Origin of the sequence: Rhodococcoides fascians A25f (genome assembly GCF_000760935.2) — a bacterium.
In the GTDB taxonomy this organism is placed as follows: Bacteria; Actinomycetota; Actinomycetes; order Mycobacteriales; family Mycobacteriaceae; genus Rhodococcoides.
Genome location: NZ_CP049744.1, coordinates 962,311 through 979,068 on the forward strand (window position 1 = coordinate 962,311; position 16,758 = coordinate 979,068).

18 protein-coding genes are annotated in these 16,758 nt (G+C 64.9%); 7 read left to right on the forward strand and 11 right to left on the reverse strand.

Translation table 11 applies throughout. From position 1 onward, the window contains the following. Positions 1-15: 15 nt before the first annotated feature. Together BH93_RS04510 and BH93_RS04515 are read right to left on the reverse strand one after the other, a co-directional pair. Positions 16-327 carry a hypothetical protein gene (locus tag BH93_RS04510; protein WP_141215839.1) on the reverse strand — a complete coding sequence of 104 codons (312 nt, stop codon included), beginning with the start codon at positions 325-327 and terminating at the stop codon, positions 16-18. 64 nt (positions 328-391) lie between these two features. Next, positions 392-925, reverse strand: coding sequence for a CGNR zinc finger domain-containing protein (locus BH93_RS04515; protein WP_037149106.1), 534 nt, complete (start codon positions 923-925; stop codon positions 392-394). Positions 926-964: 39 nt separating this feature from the next. Between BH93_RS04515 and BH93_RS04520 the strand changes: the two genes are divergently transcribed. Then, positions 965-1,966 carry an EamA family transporter gene (locus tag BH93_RS04520; protein WP_037176056.1) on the forward strand — a complete coding sequence of 334 codons (1,002 nt, stop codon included), beginning with the start codon at positions 965-967 and terminating at the stop codon, positions 1,964-1,966. A 7-nt stretch (positions 1,967-1,973) separates the two neighbouring features. On the opposite strand, the gene BH93_RS04525 is transcribed toward BH93_RS04520, so the two are convergent. After that, positions 1,974-2,618 carry a TetR/AcrR family transcriptional regulator gene (locus tag BH93_RS04525; RefSeq protein ID WP_037176058.1) on the reverse strand — a complete coding sequence of 215 codons (645 nt, stop codon included), beginning with the start codon at positions 2,616-2,618 and terminating at the stop codon, positions 1,974-1,976. Positions 2,619-2,691: 73 nt separating this feature from the next. Between BH93_RS04525 and BH93_RS04530 the strand changes: the two genes are divergently transcribed. Genes BH93_RS04530 through BH93_RS04540 form a run of 3 tightly spaced genes read left to right on the forward strand, consistent with a single transcriptional unit; the run spans position 2,692 to position 5,774 of the window. Next, entirely contained in the window at positions 2,692-3,558 is an 867-nt protein-coding gene (locus BH93_RS04530; protein ID WP_037176060.1) for an SDR family oxidoreductase, read from the forward strand. A gap of 28 nt (positions 3,559-3,586) precedes the next feature. Beyond that, the gene (locus BH93_RS04535; protein ID WP_037176061.1) at positions 3,587-5,077 is read left to right on the forward strand and encodes a flavin-containing monooxygenase; all 1,491 of its coding nucleotides are present in this window, start codon (positions 3,587-3,589) and stop codon (positions 5,075-5,077) included. Positions 5,078-5,114: 37 nt separating this feature from the next. Beyond that, on the forward strand, positions 5,115-5,774 hold the full coding sequence (locus tag BH93_RS04540) for an NADPH-dependent F420 reductase (protein ID WP_037176063.1): 660 nt from the start codon (positions 5,115-5,117) through the stop codon (positions 5,772-5,774). 43 nt (positions 5,775-5,817) lie between these two features. On the opposite strand, the gene BH93_RS04545 is transcribed toward BH93_RS04540, so the two are convergent. The 5 genes from BH93_RS04545 to BH93_RS04565 all read right to left on the reverse strand — a co-directional run bounded on the left by BH93_RS04545 (position 5,818) and on the right by BH93_RS04565 (position 10,682). Further along, the gene (locus tag BH93_RS04545; RefSeq protein WP_052065549.1) at positions 5,818-6,099 is read right to left on the reverse strand and encodes a protealysin inhibitor emfourin; all 282 of its coding nucleotides are present in this window, start codon (positions 6,097-6,099) and stop codon (positions 5,818-5,820) included. Positions 6,100-6,109: 10 nt separating this feature from the next. Continuing rightward, on the reverse strand, positions 6,110-7,147 hold the full coding sequence (locus BH93_RS04550) for a M4 family metallopeptidase (RefSeq protein WP_037176064.1): 1,038 nt from the start codon (positions 7,145-7,147) through the stop codon (positions 6,110-6,112). A gap of 94 nt (positions 7,148-7,241) precedes the next feature. Continuing rightward, a complete protein-coding gene (gene surE / locus BH93_RS04555; protein WP_037176066.1) occupies positions 7,242-7,991 on the reverse strand; it encodes a 5'/3'-nucleotidase SurE in 750 nt (249 codons plus the stop codon). Continuing rightward, positions 7,988-8,881: a 1-phosphofructokinase family hexose kinase gene (locus tag BH93_RS04560; RefSeq protein WP_242459210.1), complete on the reverse strand. Its 894-nt coding sequence runs from the start codon at positions 8,879-8,881 to the stop codon at positions 7,988-7,990. The genes surE and BH93_RS04560 overlap by 4 nt, the downstream gene beginning before the upstream one ends. Before the next feature lie 127 nt (positions 8,882-9,008). Further along, a complete protein-coding gene (locus tag BH93_RS04565; RefSeq protein WP_037176070.1) occupies positions 9,009-10,682 on the reverse strand; it encodes a phospholipase D family protein in 1,674 nt (557 codons plus the stop codon). Between the two features lie 54 nt (positions 10,683-10,736). Between BH93_RS04565 and BH93_RS04570 the strand changes: the two genes are divergently transcribed. Beyond that, positions 10,737-11,585, forward strand: a complete 849-nt coding sequence (locus BH93_RS04570) for an aldo/keto reductase (protein ID WP_037176072.1) — start codon at positions 10,737-10,739, stop codon at positions 11,583-11,585. A 67-nt stretch (positions 11,586-11,652) separates the two neighbouring features. Here BH93_RS04570 and BH93_RS04575 read toward each other — a convergent pair whose 3' ends face one another. Continuing rightward, positions 11,653-12,291, reverse strand: a complete 639-nt coding sequence (locus BH93_RS04575; protein ID WP_037176074.1) for a 3-oxoacid CoA-transferase subunit B — start codon at positions 12,289-12,291, stop codon at positions 11,653-11,655. Next, positions 12,288-13,049 (reverse strand): CoA transferase subunit A, encoded by a 762-nt coding sequence (locus BH93_RS04580; RefSeq protein ID WP_037176075.1) that lies wholly within the window; start codon positions 13,047-13,049, stop codon positions 12,288-12,290. Before BH93_RS04580 ends, BH93_RS04575 begins: the two co-directional genes overlap by 4 nt. A gap of 109 nt (positions 13,050-13,158) precedes the next feature. On the opposite strand from BH93_RS04580, the gene BH93_RS04585 reads away from it, so the two are divergent. Then, positions 13,159-13,974 (forward strand): IclR family transcriptional regulator, encoded by an 816-nt coding sequence (locus tag BH93_RS04585; protein WP_052065554.1) that lies wholly within the window; start codon positions 13,159-13,161, stop codon positions 13,972-13,974. Here the strand turns inward: BH93_RS04585 and BH93_RS04590 are convergent. After that, positions 13,971-14,243, reverse strand: coding sequence for a hypothetical protein (locus BH93_RS04590; RefSeq protein ID WP_037176079.1), 273 nt, complete (start codon positions 14,241-14,243; stop codon positions 13,971-13,973). The genes BH93_RS04585 and BH93_RS04590 overlap by 4 nt on opposite strands. 142 nt (positions 14,244-14,385) lie before the next feature. Between BH93_RS04590 and BH93_RS04595 the strand changes: the two genes are divergently transcribed. Further along, the gene (locus BH93_RS04595; RefSeq protein ID WP_165712640.1) at positions 14,386-16,689 is read left to right on the forward strand and encodes an HNH endonuclease; all 2,304 of its coding nucleotides are present in this window, start codon (positions 14,386-14,388) and stop codon (positions 16,687-16,689) included. Positions 16,690-16,758: the final 69 nt, after the last annotated feature.

The following is a 16,758-nucleotide window of genomic DNA, read 5'->3' on the forward strand; positions in this document are numbered from 1 at the left end:
GCACAGCACGTCGAACTATTCGCGGTGCGGGGTTCGCTCACCGGTGTTCGGGTCGACGTCGAACAATTGGTCGGTGCTGTCGGGTGCGTAGACGACCGTGTCGATTTCACGAGCGCGGCGTCGGGCACCGTCTCGAACGGCGAAGAACGCGGCACCGAACAGCACGACGACGGTGACACCGGCAACGATGGCCCACCCTTCGAAGCCGCCCGCCAAGGCGGCGATCAGACCGCCTGCGGCCGCGATTCCGGCGAAAATCAAGATGACGGCCAACATGTTCTCGACCGCCCGTGCCCAGCTTGTCTTGGAAGGCCTTTTCTCGACCATGGGGGATGTTCCTCTCGCTAAGTTCCATCCCCGGATACCCGGAAGTCCGTCGACTATGCCTCCGCTACTGGGCCTTACGTGCGCGGTAGGCGGCAACTGCCGCTCGGTTGCCGCAGGTCGTGCTGCAGAACCGGCGTGAGCGGTTGCGTGAGAGATCGAGAACCAACCCGTTGCAGTCCGGATCGGCACAGACGTCGAAGCGGGACAGCTCGTCGGCGCGGATGACGTCGATCATCGCCATCGCGGTTTCGACGACGATGCGGGTCGCGAGCGGACTGTCGTCGGCCACAGCGTGAACGTGCCAGTCGAGGTCTCCGTGGCGGACCAGTCGCGGCAGGGCCGAGGACTCGGCCAGCAGTCGGTTGACCTCGACCACGGCGTCTTCGCGGCTGCTGGTGAGTAGAGCGCGCAGGGTCGGACGCAGTGCCCTCACCGCCTCGAGCTCGGTGTCGTCGCCGTCGAAGCGGCCGGAGTAGCCCTGCTCGGTGAAGAACTCGGCCAGCTCGTTGCGTGTTGTCAACGTGTCCGGATCCTCGGCGGAGTTGACCAATGCCACGGCGGACAGAAGCGACAGTTCTGCGTCATGAGCAAAAAGCATGTTGACACCTTACCAAGTCGGTCTCTACTGTCACATGTCATGACGGCTTACACTCATGACACGACGGTGGATCTCGCGGCCACACACGACGCTGCTGCGCGCTCGCGCCGGCTGTCGGGGCTCGGGTTCGCGTTGCTCTCGGCCGCGTCGTTCGGGCTCTCCGGTTCGCTGGCCACGGGATTGCTCGACGCCGGCTGGACGGCCGGGGCCGCGGTGACTGCACGGATTCTGTTGGCGGCAGCCGTCCTGCTGATTCCGTCGATCCTCGCGTTGCGCGGGCGCTGGGGCCTGCTGGCGAAGAACTGGAAGCTGCTCCTTGCGTACGGAGCGTTTGCGGTGGCCGGCTGCCAGCTCGCCTTCTTCAACGCCGTCGGACGTATGGAGGTGGGCGTGGCGCTGCTGATCGAGTTCACCTCGCCGGTGGCCGTCATCGGGTGGATGTGGTTCAGGCACCAGCAGCGTCCGGGCCGCCTGACCGTGGTGGGTGCGCTGTTGGCTGCGATGGGTCTGGTGCTGGTGCTCGACCTGATCTCCGGAGCCGACATCGACACGGTCGGCGTGCTGTGGGCACTGGGCTCGATGGCCGGCGCAGCCGTCTACTGGGTGCTCTCTGCCGACGAGAGCAACGGACTTCCGCCGATCGTGCTCGCCGGGGCAGGCCTACTCACGGGTGGGCTCATCCTGCTGGTTGCCGGACTCGTCGGCATCATCCCGTTCGCTGCCCCGCTCACCGATGTCACCTTCGTCGATGCGGTCGTTCCGTGGTGGGTTCCGATCATCGGCCTCGGCGTCGTGACCGCCGCATTGGCCTACGTGCTCGGGATCGCCGCCGGCCGACGCCTCGGGTCGCGGTTGGCGTCGTTCATGGGATTGATGGAAGTTGTTGCCGCACTTGTCTTCGCGTGGCTGCTGCTCGGGCAGGCTCCGGCGTCGATCCAATTGGCCGGTGGCGCACTGGTTCTGCTCGGCGTGGTCGTCGTCAAGTCCGGCGAACGATCCACCGCGGACGCACCGGTGGAGCCTCTGCAGAGCAGGGCCTGAAGACTCGCTAGCCGTCGACGCGTCCGAACACCACTGCGGCCAGAATGGTGTGGGCGCTGGCGATCACCGAATCCAACGGTTCGCGTTCGGGGGACAGCAGCCACTGTTGGGCGATGGTGAGGACCGCGCCGACGAGTCCCATCGCCAATGTTCGACGGTTGGGCCCGGCCAGGCCGCGGCTGGACCCGACGGTCTCGGCCACCTGTAGCACCGTCGCGGAGAACGAGGTGGTGGTCTTGCGGTACAGCGCGTCGACGGTAGGGGACACGCCGAGGATTTCCACGAAGGCAATTCGAGCCGATTTGGGCTGCTCGGCGACGAACGTGAAGAAGCCGGTGAGTGCCCCTCGGAGCACCTGTTCGCTGGAATCCGTCTCGGCGGCTGCTCCGGCGAGAATGCTCTCGCGCATGGCGTCGGTGGCGCGGGTGTAGGTCGCCATCAGCAGGTCTTCGCTGTTGGTGAACGACTCGTAGAAGTAGCGCTTGGTCAGGCCCGCCTCGCTGCACACCTTCTCCACCGTCGCGGTCCGATAGCCGGTGGTGCCGAATACTTCGACGGCTGCGTCGAGCAGGCGGATCCGACGCTCCTGCTGCCGCTGCTGCGGATCGGCACCTCGGTAGGTGCGGCCGACTTCACTGTGATGGGTGGTCACACACAGATCTTGACACCGCTCGGTATCAGATGCAAAGTGTTCGCAGACAAGCATTCGCATCGAGGGGGAGCACATGGCGGCGTCGACGCTACGGAACAAGGTGGTTCTGATCACCGGAGCAGCACGGGGAATCGGTGCCGCCACAGCGCGCGACCTGGCAGGCAAAGGTGCCCGGCTGGTACTCGTCGACGTCGACGAGGCCCCGCTGCGAGAGCTGGCGACGCAGCTGAAGGCCGAGGCGTTCGTCGCCGACGTCCGAAGTCTGGACGACATGCAGCGCGCCGTCGACGGCGGGATCGAGGCGTTCGGCGGCATCGATCTGGTACTCGCCAATGCGGGAATCGCCAGCTACGGCTCGATCATGCAGGTGGACCCGACCACGTTCCAACGCGTCATGGACATCAACGTGATGGGCGTGTTCAACACCGTTCGCGCTGCGTTGCCGTCGCTGATCGAACGCAACGGCTACATCCTCGTCGTCTCCTCGCTGGCAGCGTTCACGCCCTGCCCCGGTCTTGCGGCCTACAACGCGAGCAAGGCTGCGGCCGAGCACTTCGCGAATGCGCTTCGGCTGGAGGTCGATTACCGGGGTGTGGACGTCGGCTCCGCACACATGGCGTGGATCGACACACCGATGGTGCGGGACGCCAAATCCGATCTCACGGCATTCCAGGACTTGCTTGCGGTACTACCGGGCCCTCTCGGCAAGACGATGACCGTCGAGCAGTGCGTCGACGCTTTCGTCGACGGCCTGGCCAAGCGCAAGCGTCGCGTGTACGTACCGCGATGGGTGGGTGCAGCGTCCTGGTTCAAGGCCGTCATCACCTCGCGCGTCGGCGATCGCAGCATGCTGGCGCACGTGCCGACCATCCTGCCCAAGATGGACGAAGAAGTAGCTCGCCTCGGTCGGTCCGAGAGCGCTCGCAACAAGACCAGCTGACCCCCCCACCTAAGGAATCGTTGCTGATATGACTGCCGTACTGACTACCCCCGAGGTCGATGTCCTCATCATCGGTGCCGGCCTGTCCGGCATCGGGGCCGCGCGTCACCTCGGGCACGATCTGCCCGGGAAGACCTACACCATCCTGGAAAGCCGCGGCGCGATCGGTGGCACGTGGGATCTGTTCCGTTACCCCGGTATTCGCTCCGATTCCGACATGTACACCCTCGGCTACAGCTTCAAACCGTGGATGGGTGAGAAGTCCATCGCCGACGGCACCGACATCCGCAACTACATCGTCGAGACTGCTCGAGAAGCAGGCGTCGAGAAGCACATTCGGTACCACCACAAGGTTGTCGCCCTCGAATGGTCGTCCGAGCAGCAGTTCTGGACGGTCACTGCGCAGCGCAGCGACACCGACGAAACAGTAACTATCACCGCGTCGTTCGTGTTCTCCTGCAGTGGTTACTACAACTACGACAAGGGATTCAGTCCCGAATTCGCCGGCCAGGAGAACTTCGGTGGTCAGGTGATCCACCCGCAGCACTGGCCCGAGGATCTGGACTACGCGGGCAAGAAGATCGTCGTCATCGGCAGTGGTGCCACCGCGATCACGTTGGCCCCCAACCTCGCTCGCGATGCCGAGCACGTGACCCTGCTGCAGCGCTCGCCGAGCTACATCCTCTCGCTGCCGTCCAAGGACCCGATTGCGCAGGCGTTGCGGAAGCGGCTGCCGAAGAAGTTGGCGTACAGCGCGACCCGACTCAAGAACGTGTCGATGGCCATGTTGATCTTCACCTTGAGTCAGAAGTACCCGGAATTCATGAAGAAGCGGATCCGGAAGCTCCAGGAGGGGTGGCTGCCCAAGGGATACGACCTCGACACCCACTTCACCCCGTCCTACAACCCGTGGGATCAGCGGCTGTGCCTGGTGCCCGACAACGATCTGTTCCGCTCGATCCGCAAGGACGAGGTCTCGATCGTCACCGATCACATCGACAGCTTCACCGAGACCGGCCTGAAGCTGAAGTCCGGCCAGCACCTCGACGCCGATATCGTGGTCACCGCAACGGGATTGAACCTGTCCGCACTCGGCGGCGCGACGTTCCGCGTCGACGGCAACGACGTGGACCTGCCCAGCACCATGGCCTACAAGGGCATGATGCTCACCGGCATCCCCAACTTCGCTTTTGTCGTCGGCTACACCAACGCCTCGTGGACGCTGAAGGCCGACATGGTGTCCAACTACGTCATGCGACTGCTCGCGCACATGGACGAGAAGGGATACAGCACCGTCGAACTCGAGCGCGATCCGTCGATCGACGAAGAACCGTTCCTCGACTTCGCCGCGGGTTACGTGCTGCGGGCCGTGGACAACTTCCCGAGGCAGGGCAGCGAAACTCCGTGGAAGCTGCGGATGAACTACTTCCGTGACCTGCCGGTTCTGCGGTACGGCAAGCTCGTGGACAAGGCGATGAAGTTCGGCCGGCCCCGCTCGAAAGTCTCTGTCGGTTCCTGACGGGAATAGATCCCGTCCGGGATCGTTTGTTCCGGACATGAAAATTGGCATCATCGGAAGTGGACAGATCGGCGGCACGCTCACGCGCCGACTCGCAACACTCGGTCACGAGGTTCGGTTCTCCAACTCGCGTGATCCGGAGACTCTCGCCGACCTGGCGGCGGAAACCGGAGCGACCGCGGTGTGCGCCGCGGATGCCGCGGAGGATGCCGACCTCGTCATTCTGAGCATCCCGCAGAAGAACGTTCCGGATCTCGCTCCAGCGATCACCAGTGCTCGCAAGCCTGGTGCCCCGATCATCGAGACCAACAACTACTACCCGCAACAGCGGGACGGGCTGATCGAGGAAATCGAAGGCGGAACACCCGAGAGCGTGTGGGTGGCCCAACAACTCGGTGAGCCGGTGATCAAGGCCTTCAACGGAATTTGGTACAAGCATTTGCTCGAGAAGGGCGTACCGGTCGGGACCGACGGGCGCATCGCGCTGCCGATCGCAGGCAACGACGACGACTCGAAGAAGTTCGTGTTCTCCGTCATCGACGAGCTCGGCTTCGACCCGGTCGATGCCGGAACCCTCGAAGAATCCTGGCGACAGCAGCCGGGTTCGCCGGTCTACGGCAAGGACTTCGGGGTCGACGCCACCGTCGAGGCACTGAGCAAGGCAACCGAAGAACGCAGCGAGGAGTGGAAGGCCTGACAGCTGGGCTGACTACAGGGCTGTGTCGACTACAACTGCTGAACTACCTGACGCGGCCCTCGCGGAGTGTGCGCTCCGCGAGGTCGCGTAGGGGCCCGGTCAGGGCAGAATCCCCGACTCGGCACGAATGCTCGCCCACCGACACGCTCCAGACGAATGTGTCGCGGGCGTTCGACTCGGCCGCGTCGGTGGCCTGCTGATCGGCAAGGTACGGCTGCGCGGCCTCGACCAACGACTGCCATTCCGGCTCGTCGGTCTCGACGATGCCACGCTTGGACATTCCGGCGACGCCGCCGGTTCGTAGTACCTCGATGCGCAGGCTCATCTGCCCTCGATCACACCCGATCGTCGTTCGGCTTCCCGGTTGTCTTCACCCCCACGGTAGACCAACCCGTGGCCACGGCCTCGGCAACGTCGGACCCGGCTCCGAATCGCTTGTTCGCCGCCGCGCGTGTTGCGGCGGCAAAGCCGGCGAAGTCCACTGTCGGCGAGAGTCCCCCGGCGGTCATCGTGTCGAACCAGACCTGCCCGATGCGGTCCCACGCCGGACCTCCCAGCGTGGTCGCGGCAACGGCGAACGCGCGGTTGGGAATACCCGAATTGATGTGCACCCCGCCCTCGTCCTCGGTGGTGACGACAAAATCGTCCATACTCGCCGGCTGCGGATCCTTGCCCAACACATCGTCGTCGTACGCGGTGCCGGGCTCGAGCAACGAGCGCAGAGCTTTCCCCTGAACGGCGGGCAGGAACAGACCTTCACCGATCAGCCACGACGCGTCCTCGGCGTTCTGCTTCGCGGTGTACTGCTCGACGAGTGCGCCGAACACGTCGGAGACGGACTCGTTCAGTGCGCCGGCCTGGTCCTTGTATTCGAGCGGGGTGGTGTACTGCGTGAACCCGTGTGCCAGCTCGTGCGCGATGACGCCCAGCGAGATGGTGAAGCGTGCGAACACCTCGCCGTCACCGTCGCCGAACACCATGCGTGAGCCGTCCCAGAACGCGTTGTCGTAGTCCTGGCCGTAGTGCACCGTCGCGTCGAGGGGCAGGCCGCTGCCGTCGAGACTCGAGTAGCCGTAGACCTCGTCGAAGAACGCGTACGTTGCGCCGAGACCGTCGTATGCCTCGTCGGTCGCGGCATCACCGGTGGGATCTTCACCCTCGGCGCGGACCTGCTGGCCCGGGAGGTCGCGGGTCGATTTCGCGTCGGAGATGGTGCGTTCGAGTGTGCCGCCTGTCCGCGGCGCAATGGCGGTACGAGCTTGGACGACTTCTCGTCCCGCCCGCATCTCACGGTCGGCAAGCAGCGTGGCGCGGGCACCGGCTCCCTGCAGCCGTTCGAGCAGAAACGGTGGAACTACAGAATGGAACGTCATACTCGTTGACCCCCTAGGTCCGTGGCATGTGCGGTGCGTAGTTCCCAGTGTGCCCGAGGGCACCGACAATTCTGGTTTGCCCGGCGTGCCGAGCTCACTCGCACATCGTCGACAGATCGACGCGGTCCACCTCGCTCGGGGGACGCAGTGCGGTGACGGTCGCCCAGTTCCGGGCCAGCAAGGAGGCGTCGGAGTCGTCGTCTTCGGCCTGGATCGCGTCGAACCGGACGGTGACGAAATCTTCTCCGCGGTCTCCTATTTCGGCTTGTACTGCGCCGTAGCGAGCCAGTGACGCCGGGACGATTCCGGCGAAGTCGGCGAGGGGAACGTCGGGAATGTTGACGTTGACCACGGCATCGACGGTCAGGTGCGCGACCATCCAGGTGACGGCCAGATGTGCGACGTGTTCGGCGGTCTCCCAATGCGACGGCCGAGTGGCGAGCGAGGACAGGGCCATGGCGGGAACCCCGTGCGTCAGGGCTGTCAACGCTGCGCCCACCGTTCCCGAATGCAGGACGGCAGCACCGGTATTGGGGCCGTGATTGATACCCGAGAGCACGAGGTCCGGGGTGTCGCCGAACGCTCCTCTCGTGGCGACGAACGCGATGAGGGCAGGCGAGGCCTGCACCGCATAGGCCGTCACATCGGGTAGTCCCTCGATCTCGGTCAGCTCGATACCGAGGTGGTCGTCGACGCCCATCCCCGTCAACGAAGCGCTGGCACCACTGCGCTCCTCGTGGGGCGCGGCCACCACGACGTCGAGGCCGGCATCGAGGGCCACTCGTGCCAGCAGTGCGATGCCCGCGCTGTGCACGCCGTCGTCGTTCGTGATCAGGGCTCTCATTTCTTGCCCGCCTTGCTGTACGGACGCACGTCCACCGATTCGGTCAGCCCGAGTACCAGATCTTTTCGGCCACTACCGAGGCCGCGGCGGGTGACGTTGGCTGTGCCCGCGCCTCCGCCCAGCCGTAGCGCCTCCTGCATCGACATTCCCTGGGCGATTCCGGCGGCGATGCCGGCGCTCATCGAATCGCCTGCGCCGTGGTGGTCCACCATCTGCAGACCCGGGGTGACGATCTCGAGTACGTCGCCCTCCACCAGAGCCAACGCCGGGTCTCCCGCTCGTGAGATCACGACGACCTCGGCACCGGCGTCGTGCATCTTTCGCATCGACTCGATCAGGTGCTTCGGGTCTTCGGACTCGGCACCGCCGTCGGCGATGAGATCCTCGTGACTGACCTTGAGCACCGTGAGACCGCCGGTGAGAGCAGCCTGCATCGTCGGTCCCGACAGGTCGGCTACCACCGGGACATCGAGCGCACGCAGGTCCGCGCACAGCCGCTCGTACACCTCGGTCGGCACGATGTCGTCGGCATGCGGACCGCCGAGGATCGCGACGTCGCTACGGGCACCGGTGGCGAGTGCCGCGCCGAACAGATCGTCGAGTGCATGCCTGGCCAGCGGCGGCGGGTCGACCGTGGCCAGGACCTCACGCTTTCCGCTGCGGCGATCGTGCACGTAGGAGCCACTTTCCTGGCCGATATCGATGGAGACGACGGAGATGCCCTCACTCTCGACGATGCCGCGCAGTACTGTGCCGATCTCGCCGCCGAAGACCCCGGCGAGCGTGACATCGAGACCGAGCACCGACGCCATCCGCGCGATCCAGTGACCCTGACCGCCTGCGTGTACGTGCAGTTCGGTACTGCCGTTCGGGGCGGCGTCGAGAGTCACGGTCAACAGCGGAGACGGTGCGAAGACGAGGGCAGTGGGTGTTCGAGAGGAGGAAGGCACCGATCGCGAATGCCCGATTTGTCAGGTCCGAAACGGGTGGAGCGGGAAGGGTCGGTCGAAGATGTCTTCAGAATCGACGACGCAGGCGCATCCCGATGGGGCGTCCGTCGGGGTCGACGAACAAGCGGTAGGCGAGTGCGGCGAGTCGCTGTTGCCAGACGGGCGGCACCGAGATCTCGTGCCTGCGCAGTCGGCCGACGGGCCGGGACTTGGCGGACGGGTTGCGATGCCAGTTGTCGAGAGCGGTCGCGCTGGCCGAGACCACATCGAAGAACTGCTGCGGGTCGACGAGGTCCGCGTCGTCGCCGTCGGCCCGTCCCAGGTGCTCGCGGATCAGTTCGAGTCTCAGGTTGCGCGCATGGGTTCTGGCACCGTCGCCGAGGCCTGCCGGGTCCACGGGTGTGCGATCGTCGCGCTGCTCGTCGACAATGGCCGCGGTCAGCTCCGAATCATGGGTCCAGGAGCGGCGATTGAAGTTGTCCGATCCCACCGCGGTCCACACGTCGTCGATGATGCAGACCTTCGAGTGCACGTATACCGGTATGCCACGGTCGTTTTCGATGTCGAGTACCAGTACGCGATCACCGCCGGCCGCGCGGATGACCCCGAGTGCCGCCGAGTGTCCCAGCAGCGCAGAAGGAATGGTCAAGTTGCTGTCGTCGTCGAGGTGCTTGGGGACCACCACGACCAACTTCAGGTTCGGCTTCCGGCGCAAGGCTGCGGCGAAGACGCGAGCGACGTCGACCGACCACAGATATTGATCCTCTATGTAGATCAGCTCGGTGGCCCTGTCGAGAGCTTTGGCGTACGCGCGGGCCGCGCTGCGCTCGCCCTTGGTGGCGAACGGGTAGGCGGGGCGTCGGCGGGGGTAGGTGCGCAACAGCTGCACCGAGCACGTGCCCTGCGGCTCCGGGGCTTCCGCCGCCGGAGGGAGTTCCGACGGTTCGCGCGTGACTCCGCGCAGCAGGTCGGGTATCGCGTGCCACGGCAAACGGGAGAGAGCCGCCGGATCTTCCCAGCGTTCACGGAAGACGTCTTCCACGTCTCGCACCGCCGGGCCTTCGATCTGCACCTGCACGTCGTGCCACGCGGGAATCTCGCCGTACTCGGGTGGGAAGGGACGTGAGACAGGATCGCCGAAATGATCGGCGTCATCGCGTCGAGCACGGGCCAGATCGATGCCACCGACGAACGCGACGTCGGGCAGATCTTTCCTGCCGTACCGCACGACCACGAACTTCTGATGGTGGCTTCCGGTCACCAGCACGCGCTGGTCGAGAATGACCTCGCCGCCCGCCTCCTCCAGCCGCAGTGCGAGCTTGCGATTCTTCGGACCGGTGAAACCGAGGGTCTCGATGTGGGAGCGCCACACCATGCCCTTGACGACGCCACCGCGGTGCGCGACGGCGGCCAGGGCGTCTTCGACGGTCACGCCGTCGTCGGTGAGCAGCTGCTCCGGGTCGCCGCGCCAATCGGTGAAGAGCACCAGATCGTCGCGCTCGGTCTGCTCGAGGGCGCGTGCGAGTGCGGCGAAGTAGGTCTTGCCGTGCACCAGATTCTCGACGCGGTTGCCGTCGGTCCACGCCGAAATTCGGGTGTCGTCGTTGCCCCGCTCGGGCGCGGTGAGGAACCATGGGTGCGCGGGGTCGAAGTGGCGCTCGGGGGCAATCAGAGCGGAGGTGGACCGGCCGAATTTCTCGGCAACTCCGTCTACGACGCGCCGGATGCGCTGCACTATCACGCACGCATCATTTCACCCGGTTTGAAGGCGAGAGTGGGCGGGCACCCCGGCCATATGACTCAGGTACCCAACGTCACGCTCAGAAACGGCAAGCAGATTCCCCAGCTCGGCTTCGGCGTCTTCCAGATCGACCCGGAGGAGACCGCGAAGGCCGTCGAAACGGCGCTCGAGATCGGCTACCGACACATCGACACCGCCGAGATGTACGGCAACGAGAAGCAGGTCGGCGAGGGCATCCGTAACTCCGGAATCGATCGCGAATCGGCCTTCGTCACCAGCAAGCTCAACAACGGTTTTCACCGGCCCGACGACGCGCGTAGGGCGTTCGACGCGACGCTGAGCGACCTCGGAACCGACTACGTGGACCTCTTCCTCATCCACTGGCCCCTTCCCACCCGCTACGACGGCGACTTCGTATCCACGTGGAAGACGTTGGAGGAGTTCGCAGCCGACGGCCGCGCCCGCAATATCGGTGTCTCCAACTTCCAGCCCGCTCACCTCGATCGCCTTGCGCAGGAGACCGATACGGTCCCCGCGGTGAACCAGATCGAGGTGCACCCGTACTTCGTCAACAACGACGTATGGGCCTACGGCCGTGAGCATGCCATCCCCACCGAAGCGTGGTCGCCGATCGCTCAGGGCAACGTCCTCGACGACGCGGAACTGCAGCGAATCGCCGACGCGGCAGGCAAATCCGTCGCGCAGGTGGTGCTCCGCTGGCACATTCAGCGCGGCAACATCATCTTCCCGAAGTCGGTGACGCCGGAGCGGGTCAAGGCCAACTTCGAGATCTTCGACTTCGAGCTCAGCTCCGCCGATGTCGACGCCATCACGGCTCTCGACAAGGGGGAGCAGGGTCGTAACGGACCGAATCCGGATACGTTCGACATGATTCCGGACTAGAACGTAATACTGTGGGCCCGAACGTCTTCGGATGTTCGGGCCCACAGTGTTTCGAGCCAACAGTCGTTCAGCTTTTCAGAGTCGATCCGGTTGCGGCGGTGACCTGCTCGGCGGTCACGCCCGGTGCCAGTTCCACCAGCTCGAGCGTGCCGTCGCCGACGACGTCGATGACGGCCAAGTTGGTGATGATGCGATTCACGACGCCCTGGCCCGTGAGAGGCAGAGTGCAGGCGTCGAGAATCTTGGGATTGCCGTCGCGGTCGGTGTGTTCCATGACGACGATGACGCGTCGGGCACCGTGTACGAGGTCCATCGCGCCGCCCATGCCCTTGACCATCTTGCCGGGCACCATCCAGTTGGCGAGGTCGCCGGTGCGGGAGACCTGCATGCCGCCGAGCACCGCGGTGTCGATGTGGCCGCCGCGGATCATCCCGAAGCTCAACGACGAATCGAAGTACGCGGCACCGGGATTGACGGTGACGGTCTCCTTGCCCGCATTGATGAGGTTGGCGTCGACCTTGTCTTCGGTGGGGTAAGGGCCGGTGCCCAGGATGCCGTTCTCCGAGTGCAGGGTGACCTTGACGTCGTCGGTGAGGTACCCCGGGATCAGTGTCGGCAGTCCGATGCCGAGGTTGACGTATTCGCCGTCGATCATCTCCGCTGCGGCGCGTTCGGCCATCCGATCGCGCGTCCATCCTGCACTCATGCTCGAACTCCTGAACTGACGGTGCGCTTTTCGATGCGCTTGTCCTGTGGCCCGGTGTGGACGACGCGTTGGACGAACACGCCGGGGAGATGTACGTGGGCAGGGTCGATCTCGCCCGGCTCCACGAGATTCTCGACCTGCGCGATGGTGATCTTGCCGGCCATCGCAGCGAGAGGATTGAAGTTCATCGCGGTCTTGTCGAACACGAGATTGCCTGCTGTATCGCCTGTTTCGGCGTGCACCAGTGCGAATTCGGCGTTGATGGATTCTTCGAGTACGTACCGCTTGTCGCCGAACACTCGCGTTTCCTTGGGCGGCGATGCGATGGATACCGAGCCGTCGGCGTTGTAGCGCCACGGCATTCCGCCGTCGGCGATGGGGCTGCCGACCCCGGCGGGGGTGAAGAATGCGGGAACACCGTTGCCGCCGGCGCGGAGTCGTTCGGCGAGTGTGCCTTGAGGGGTCAGTTCGACTTCGAGTTCGCCGGCGAGGTACTGCCGGGCGAACTCTTTGTTCTCTCCGACGTACGAGGCGGTGACCCGGCGAATGCGTCCGGCCGCCAACAGGATTCCGAGTCCGTAGCCGTCGACGCCGCAGTTGTTGGAGAACACCTCCAGCTCGTCGGCGTCGGTGTTCGCGATGGCCTCGATGAGAGCGTCCGGGATACCGCACAGCCCGAAGCCGCCGACCGCGATGGTCGCCCCACGGCCGATGTCCGCGACCGCGTCGGCAGCGGACGCGTAGGTCTTTCCTGTCACAAGATCTCCTGATGTGTTCGTTGAGCAAACGATGACTTCAGTGAACCTGAGCTGGACTTCGTTGTGGCAAGAACGGCTCTGATTGCTCGGTCGGTGAACGGATTGAGGCATGGTGTCCACTCAATGGACGTACGATCCTAGGGTGACGTCATCGGATGCCAACGCGAGTGTGATCGGGAAGATCTGTTCGTTGCTGCGGGCAGCGGGAGCCGAGGAGCCATCCGGTGCCTCCACCACTGCCCTCGCGCGGGCGGCCGGTATCGCGCGGCCTACCACCCATCGCCTGCTGTCCACGCTCGCGGAACAGGGATTCGTCGATCGTGACACTGCGACCGGCCGCTGGTCGCTGGGGCCGGAGATCTACCTGCTGGGGTCCATGGCGGCCCTGCGGTACGACATCACCGACCAGGCGCGAAAAGTTGTGCAGGCGTTGGCAACCGAGAGTGGTGAGAGTGCGTTTTTGTCGGCCCGTCGGGGTTCGGAGACGGTGTGCCTGCTCCGAGTGGAGGGAAGTTTTCCGCTGCGCTCGCACGTGCTGTACGAGGGAATCCGGCTGCCGCTAGGAGTGGCGTCCGCAGGGTTGGCCATTCTTGCGCACCTACCGGATCGGGAGGTCGACGAGTATCTCGATGCCGTGAACCTGGTGCCGGAGTGGGGAGAGAGTCACTCCGCCGTGGAGATTCGCAGGCGGATAGTGCATACCCGCTCCACGGGATTCGCCGTCAACCCGGCGTTGCTCGTGGAGGGTAGCTGGGGGCTCGGTGCCGCCGTGTTCGATCGCGCCGACAAGCCGGCATGGGCGCTGAGCTTGACCGGTGTCGAGACACGATTCCGCGACGATCGACGACGGGAGCTGGGCAAGATGCTCCTCGATGCGGCGCACCGACTCACCGTGCAACTGGGGGAGCGGCCAGGCCCCGGTTAGCTGTCGAGCTCGTCCAGAATGTCCGCGGCGTCCTGGCTGCCTGCGGCCGCCAGCCTGTGCAGCTCGACGCGATCACCGCGTTCACCGGCAAGTTCGACCAGGATGTCGACGGCATCGGTACTGCCTGCGTCGGCGAGGGAGCGCAGTTCGTCGAGGTCGTTTCGAGAGCCTGCGAGTTCGACCAACTGGTCGAGTGCATCCTGATCGCCTCTGCTGGCCTGGGCGCGCAACTCGGCCAGCTCGGCCGCGGTGGAATCGGGCTCGGTCATGGGTCGGAGTGTAGAACGATTCGGCGAATAGTGGCGGGCCAGCCGACCTTTGTGCGGCTTGTGCGTTCTTGTCGGTGGGTCGAGATAGTCTTCTTTCAGTTCGAACGCATGTTCTGAATCGTTGCTCACCGGGGGGTGAAAAATGGGTGCAGTACCGACCGTGTCGCTGGAGGCGTTGACCGCTGCCGCGCAAGCAGAGAATCGTCTTGCGGCTCGCAAGATCAACGCCTGCTACCGCGTGCACTGCGACTGGATCACCCTCGATTCCAAGTACAAGCACTACAGCCGGTACGGACGCACCGAGATGGCAGTGGCGTTGGGATGCTCCGCCACCGTCGCCGAATCGTACGTCTCCGTGGGCGTCGCCTTGCATACCCGGCTTCCGCTGGTGAAGTCCGCATTCGAGTCCGGGGAAATCGACCTCCCGCGGGTACGGACGGTGTGCCGGATCCTCGACAACCTCTCCGACGACATCGTGTCTCTGGTCGAGGACGAGATCGTCGAGGCCGCACGCAGGTCGTCACCGGGTCCGCTGGAGAAGGAGATCTGGGACATCCTGCTGCGGGTCGCGCCCGAGGAAGCGGCAGCGCTGCGGGAGTTCGCGAAACGGTTCCGTCATGTTTCGTACAGCCCGGCCGGTGAGTTGGCGCGGATTCGAGCGGAATTGACTGCCCCCGAGGCCGTGGCGGCGTGGCAGTTGCTCAGGGAGATGGCCGACACGCTCTGCACGAAAGATCCTCGCGGCAAACAAGATCGCTTGTGTGATGCGTTCATGGCCCGTATGCACGGTGAACCCCGTTTGGCATGCCTGTGCCAACGTGATGACTGCCCGAAAAAGGATGCGGCATTGCCGGATCGTCGGGTGCCGTTGACGATGATCGCCGTCGATATCGGCACCCTCATCGGGTTGCTCGCGAACCCGGCGTATCTGGCCGGTCATGGATCGATCGACCCCGATCTCGCGCGGGAGTTGGCACGGAACAGTCAGTGGCAGATCCTGCTCACCGACGCTGTCACCCTCGCCGAGAAACTGGGACTGGCGGTGCAGAACCCGGAAACCGGGGAATGGGAACGACGCTCGGACAGCGAGAAGACAGAGGCGGCACCAGGATCCGAGGTGGGAACAGCGACGGAACCAGACGTAGACGCTGATGCTGGTGGGGGAATGGCGTCGGCTACGGATTTGGGGGCGGACGCTGACTCCTCGACCGAACCGACTCCGGCCACTGCACCGGCACCGGAAGAACCGGCAGAAAAGATCGACGAGACCGACGAGACCGACGAGACCGACGATGCCGAGGAGACCGACGAGTCCACGCCCGTACCTGCGACTGACCCGTTGGCAACCCCTACCGCGGACGCCGCCGATCCTGTCCGGAAGCACGCAGCAACGCGCTCAGGGGCACCAGTGAGCGACCCGCTAGCGGAGGCGACGTCGGACATCGACCCTGATGCATCGTCCGAACCCGCGTCAGCTCCACGATCACCTGCGGAACAGGCATCGCCGGCACCTGATACCGGACCGGACTGTTCGGAATCAGGCTCTTCCACAACGCCATCCGGCTCCACAACGCCATCCGGCTCTACAACAGCCGGTGCGACGCCTGTACCTGAACCAGCGGCGGCCACCGTGTCATCGCCTACTCCGAAGCCTCCGGCCGAGCAGGGTTCGTTACCGGATCCAGTCCCAGCAGCGACTGGCCCGACCGACCCGGCACCGGGCGACGATCGATCTCAGCGTCGTCTGCAGTCGCTGACCTCCGCTGCAGCCCTGTTCTGCACCCATACGCCAGTCGGCAGGGGCACACGGCACAGCTCTGCCCTCGATCTGTCCTCCGTATTCCGGCGCAACAACCGCACGATCCCTACAGCAGCCCACACACCCGCACACCGGACACCCTCGGGTCTCTACCTCGGCAACGCATCACTGGCCGCTGCGCTCGAAGCTGCGATCGCCGCCGACCCCACCCTCGGAAAATCCGTCGGACGGGACCCACTGACCGACCGAGCCCTGATCTACCGACCCGACACCCTCACCACCGCCGCGGTACGTCTACGTGATCGACACTGCCGCTTCCCTGACTGCCACCGCCCCGCCGACCGCTGCCAACTCGACCACATCATCGCCTTCGATCACGCCAACCCCCTCGGTGGCGGCTGGACCACCGTCAACAACCTCCAATGCCTGTGCGAGTTCCACCACACCGTCAAAACCGCCGGCTACTGGAAAGCCGTCATGCTCCCCGGTGGTGCGATTCTGTGGACCTCCACCTCCAAGACCACCCGAATCACCTTGCCCGCCAACGGCACAGCCGTACCCATCATCGGCAACGACCTGACGCCACACATCCCCACAAAACCCAGACGATCCGGCATCATCGCCTACCCCGACCCACCCGACAACCAACAACCCGAGACAGACGACACGGCAGCACCGCCGTTCTAGGCGATACTGCCGTGAATCCCCGTGCCTGCTCCGTCAGACCCGTGCCTGCTCCGTCAGACCCGTGCCCGC

Coding starts and splice junctions, on each gene's coding strand:
- BH93_RS04510 (WP_141215839.1), bottom strand. CDS start 327: ATGGTCGAGAAAAGGCCTTCCAAGACAAGCTGGGCACGGGCGGTCGAG.
- BH93_RS04515 (WP_037149106.1), bottom strand. CDS start 925: ATGCTTTTTGCTCATGACGCAGAACTGTCGCTTCTGTCCGCCGTGGCA.
- BH93_RS04520 (WP_037176056.1), top strand. CDS start 965: ATGACGGCTTACACTCATGACACGACGGTGGATCTCGCGGCCACACAC.
- BH93_RS04530 (WP_037176060.1), top strand. CDS start 2,692: ATGGCGGCGTCGACGCTACGGAACAAGGTGGTTCTGATCACCGGAGCA.
- BH93_RS04535 (WP_037176061.1), top strand. CDS start 3,587: ATGACTGCCGTACTGACTACCCCCGAGGTCGATGTCCTCATCATCGGT.
- BH93_RS04540 (WP_037176063.1), top strand. CDS start 5,115: ATGAAAATTGGCATCATCGGAAGTGGACAGATCGGCGGCACGCTCACG.
- BH93_RS04545 (WP_052065549.1), bottom strand. CDS start 6,099: ATGAGCCTGCGCATCGAGGTACTACGAACCGGCGGCGTCGCCGGAATG.
- BH93_RS04550 (WP_037176064.1), bottom strand. CDS start 7,147: ATGACGTTCCATTCTGTAGTTCCACCGTTTCTGCTCGAACGGCTGCAG.
- surE (WP_037176066.1), bottom strand. CDS start 7,991: ATGAGAGCCCTGATCACGAACGACGACGGCGTGCACAGCGCGGGCATC.
- BH93_RS04570 (WP_037176072.1), top strand. CDS start 10,737: ATGACTCAGGTACCCAACGTCACGCTCAGAAACGGCAAGCAGATTCCC.
- BH93_RS04575 (WP_037176074.1), bottom strand. CDS start 12,291: ATGAGTGCAGGATGGACGCGCGATCGGATGGCCGAACGCGCCGCAGCG.
- BH93_RS04585 (WP_052065554.1), top strand. CDS start 13,159: ATGGTGTCCACTCAATGGACGTACGATCCTAGGGTGACGTCATCGGAT.
- BH93_RS04590 (WP_037176079.1), bottom strand. CDS start 14,243: ATGACCGAGCCCGATTCCACCGCGGCCGAGCTGGCCGAGTTGCGCGCC.
- BH93_RS04595 (WP_165712640.1), top strand. CDS start 14,386: ATGGGTGCAGTACCGACCGTGTCGCTGGAGGCGTTGACCGCTGCCGCG.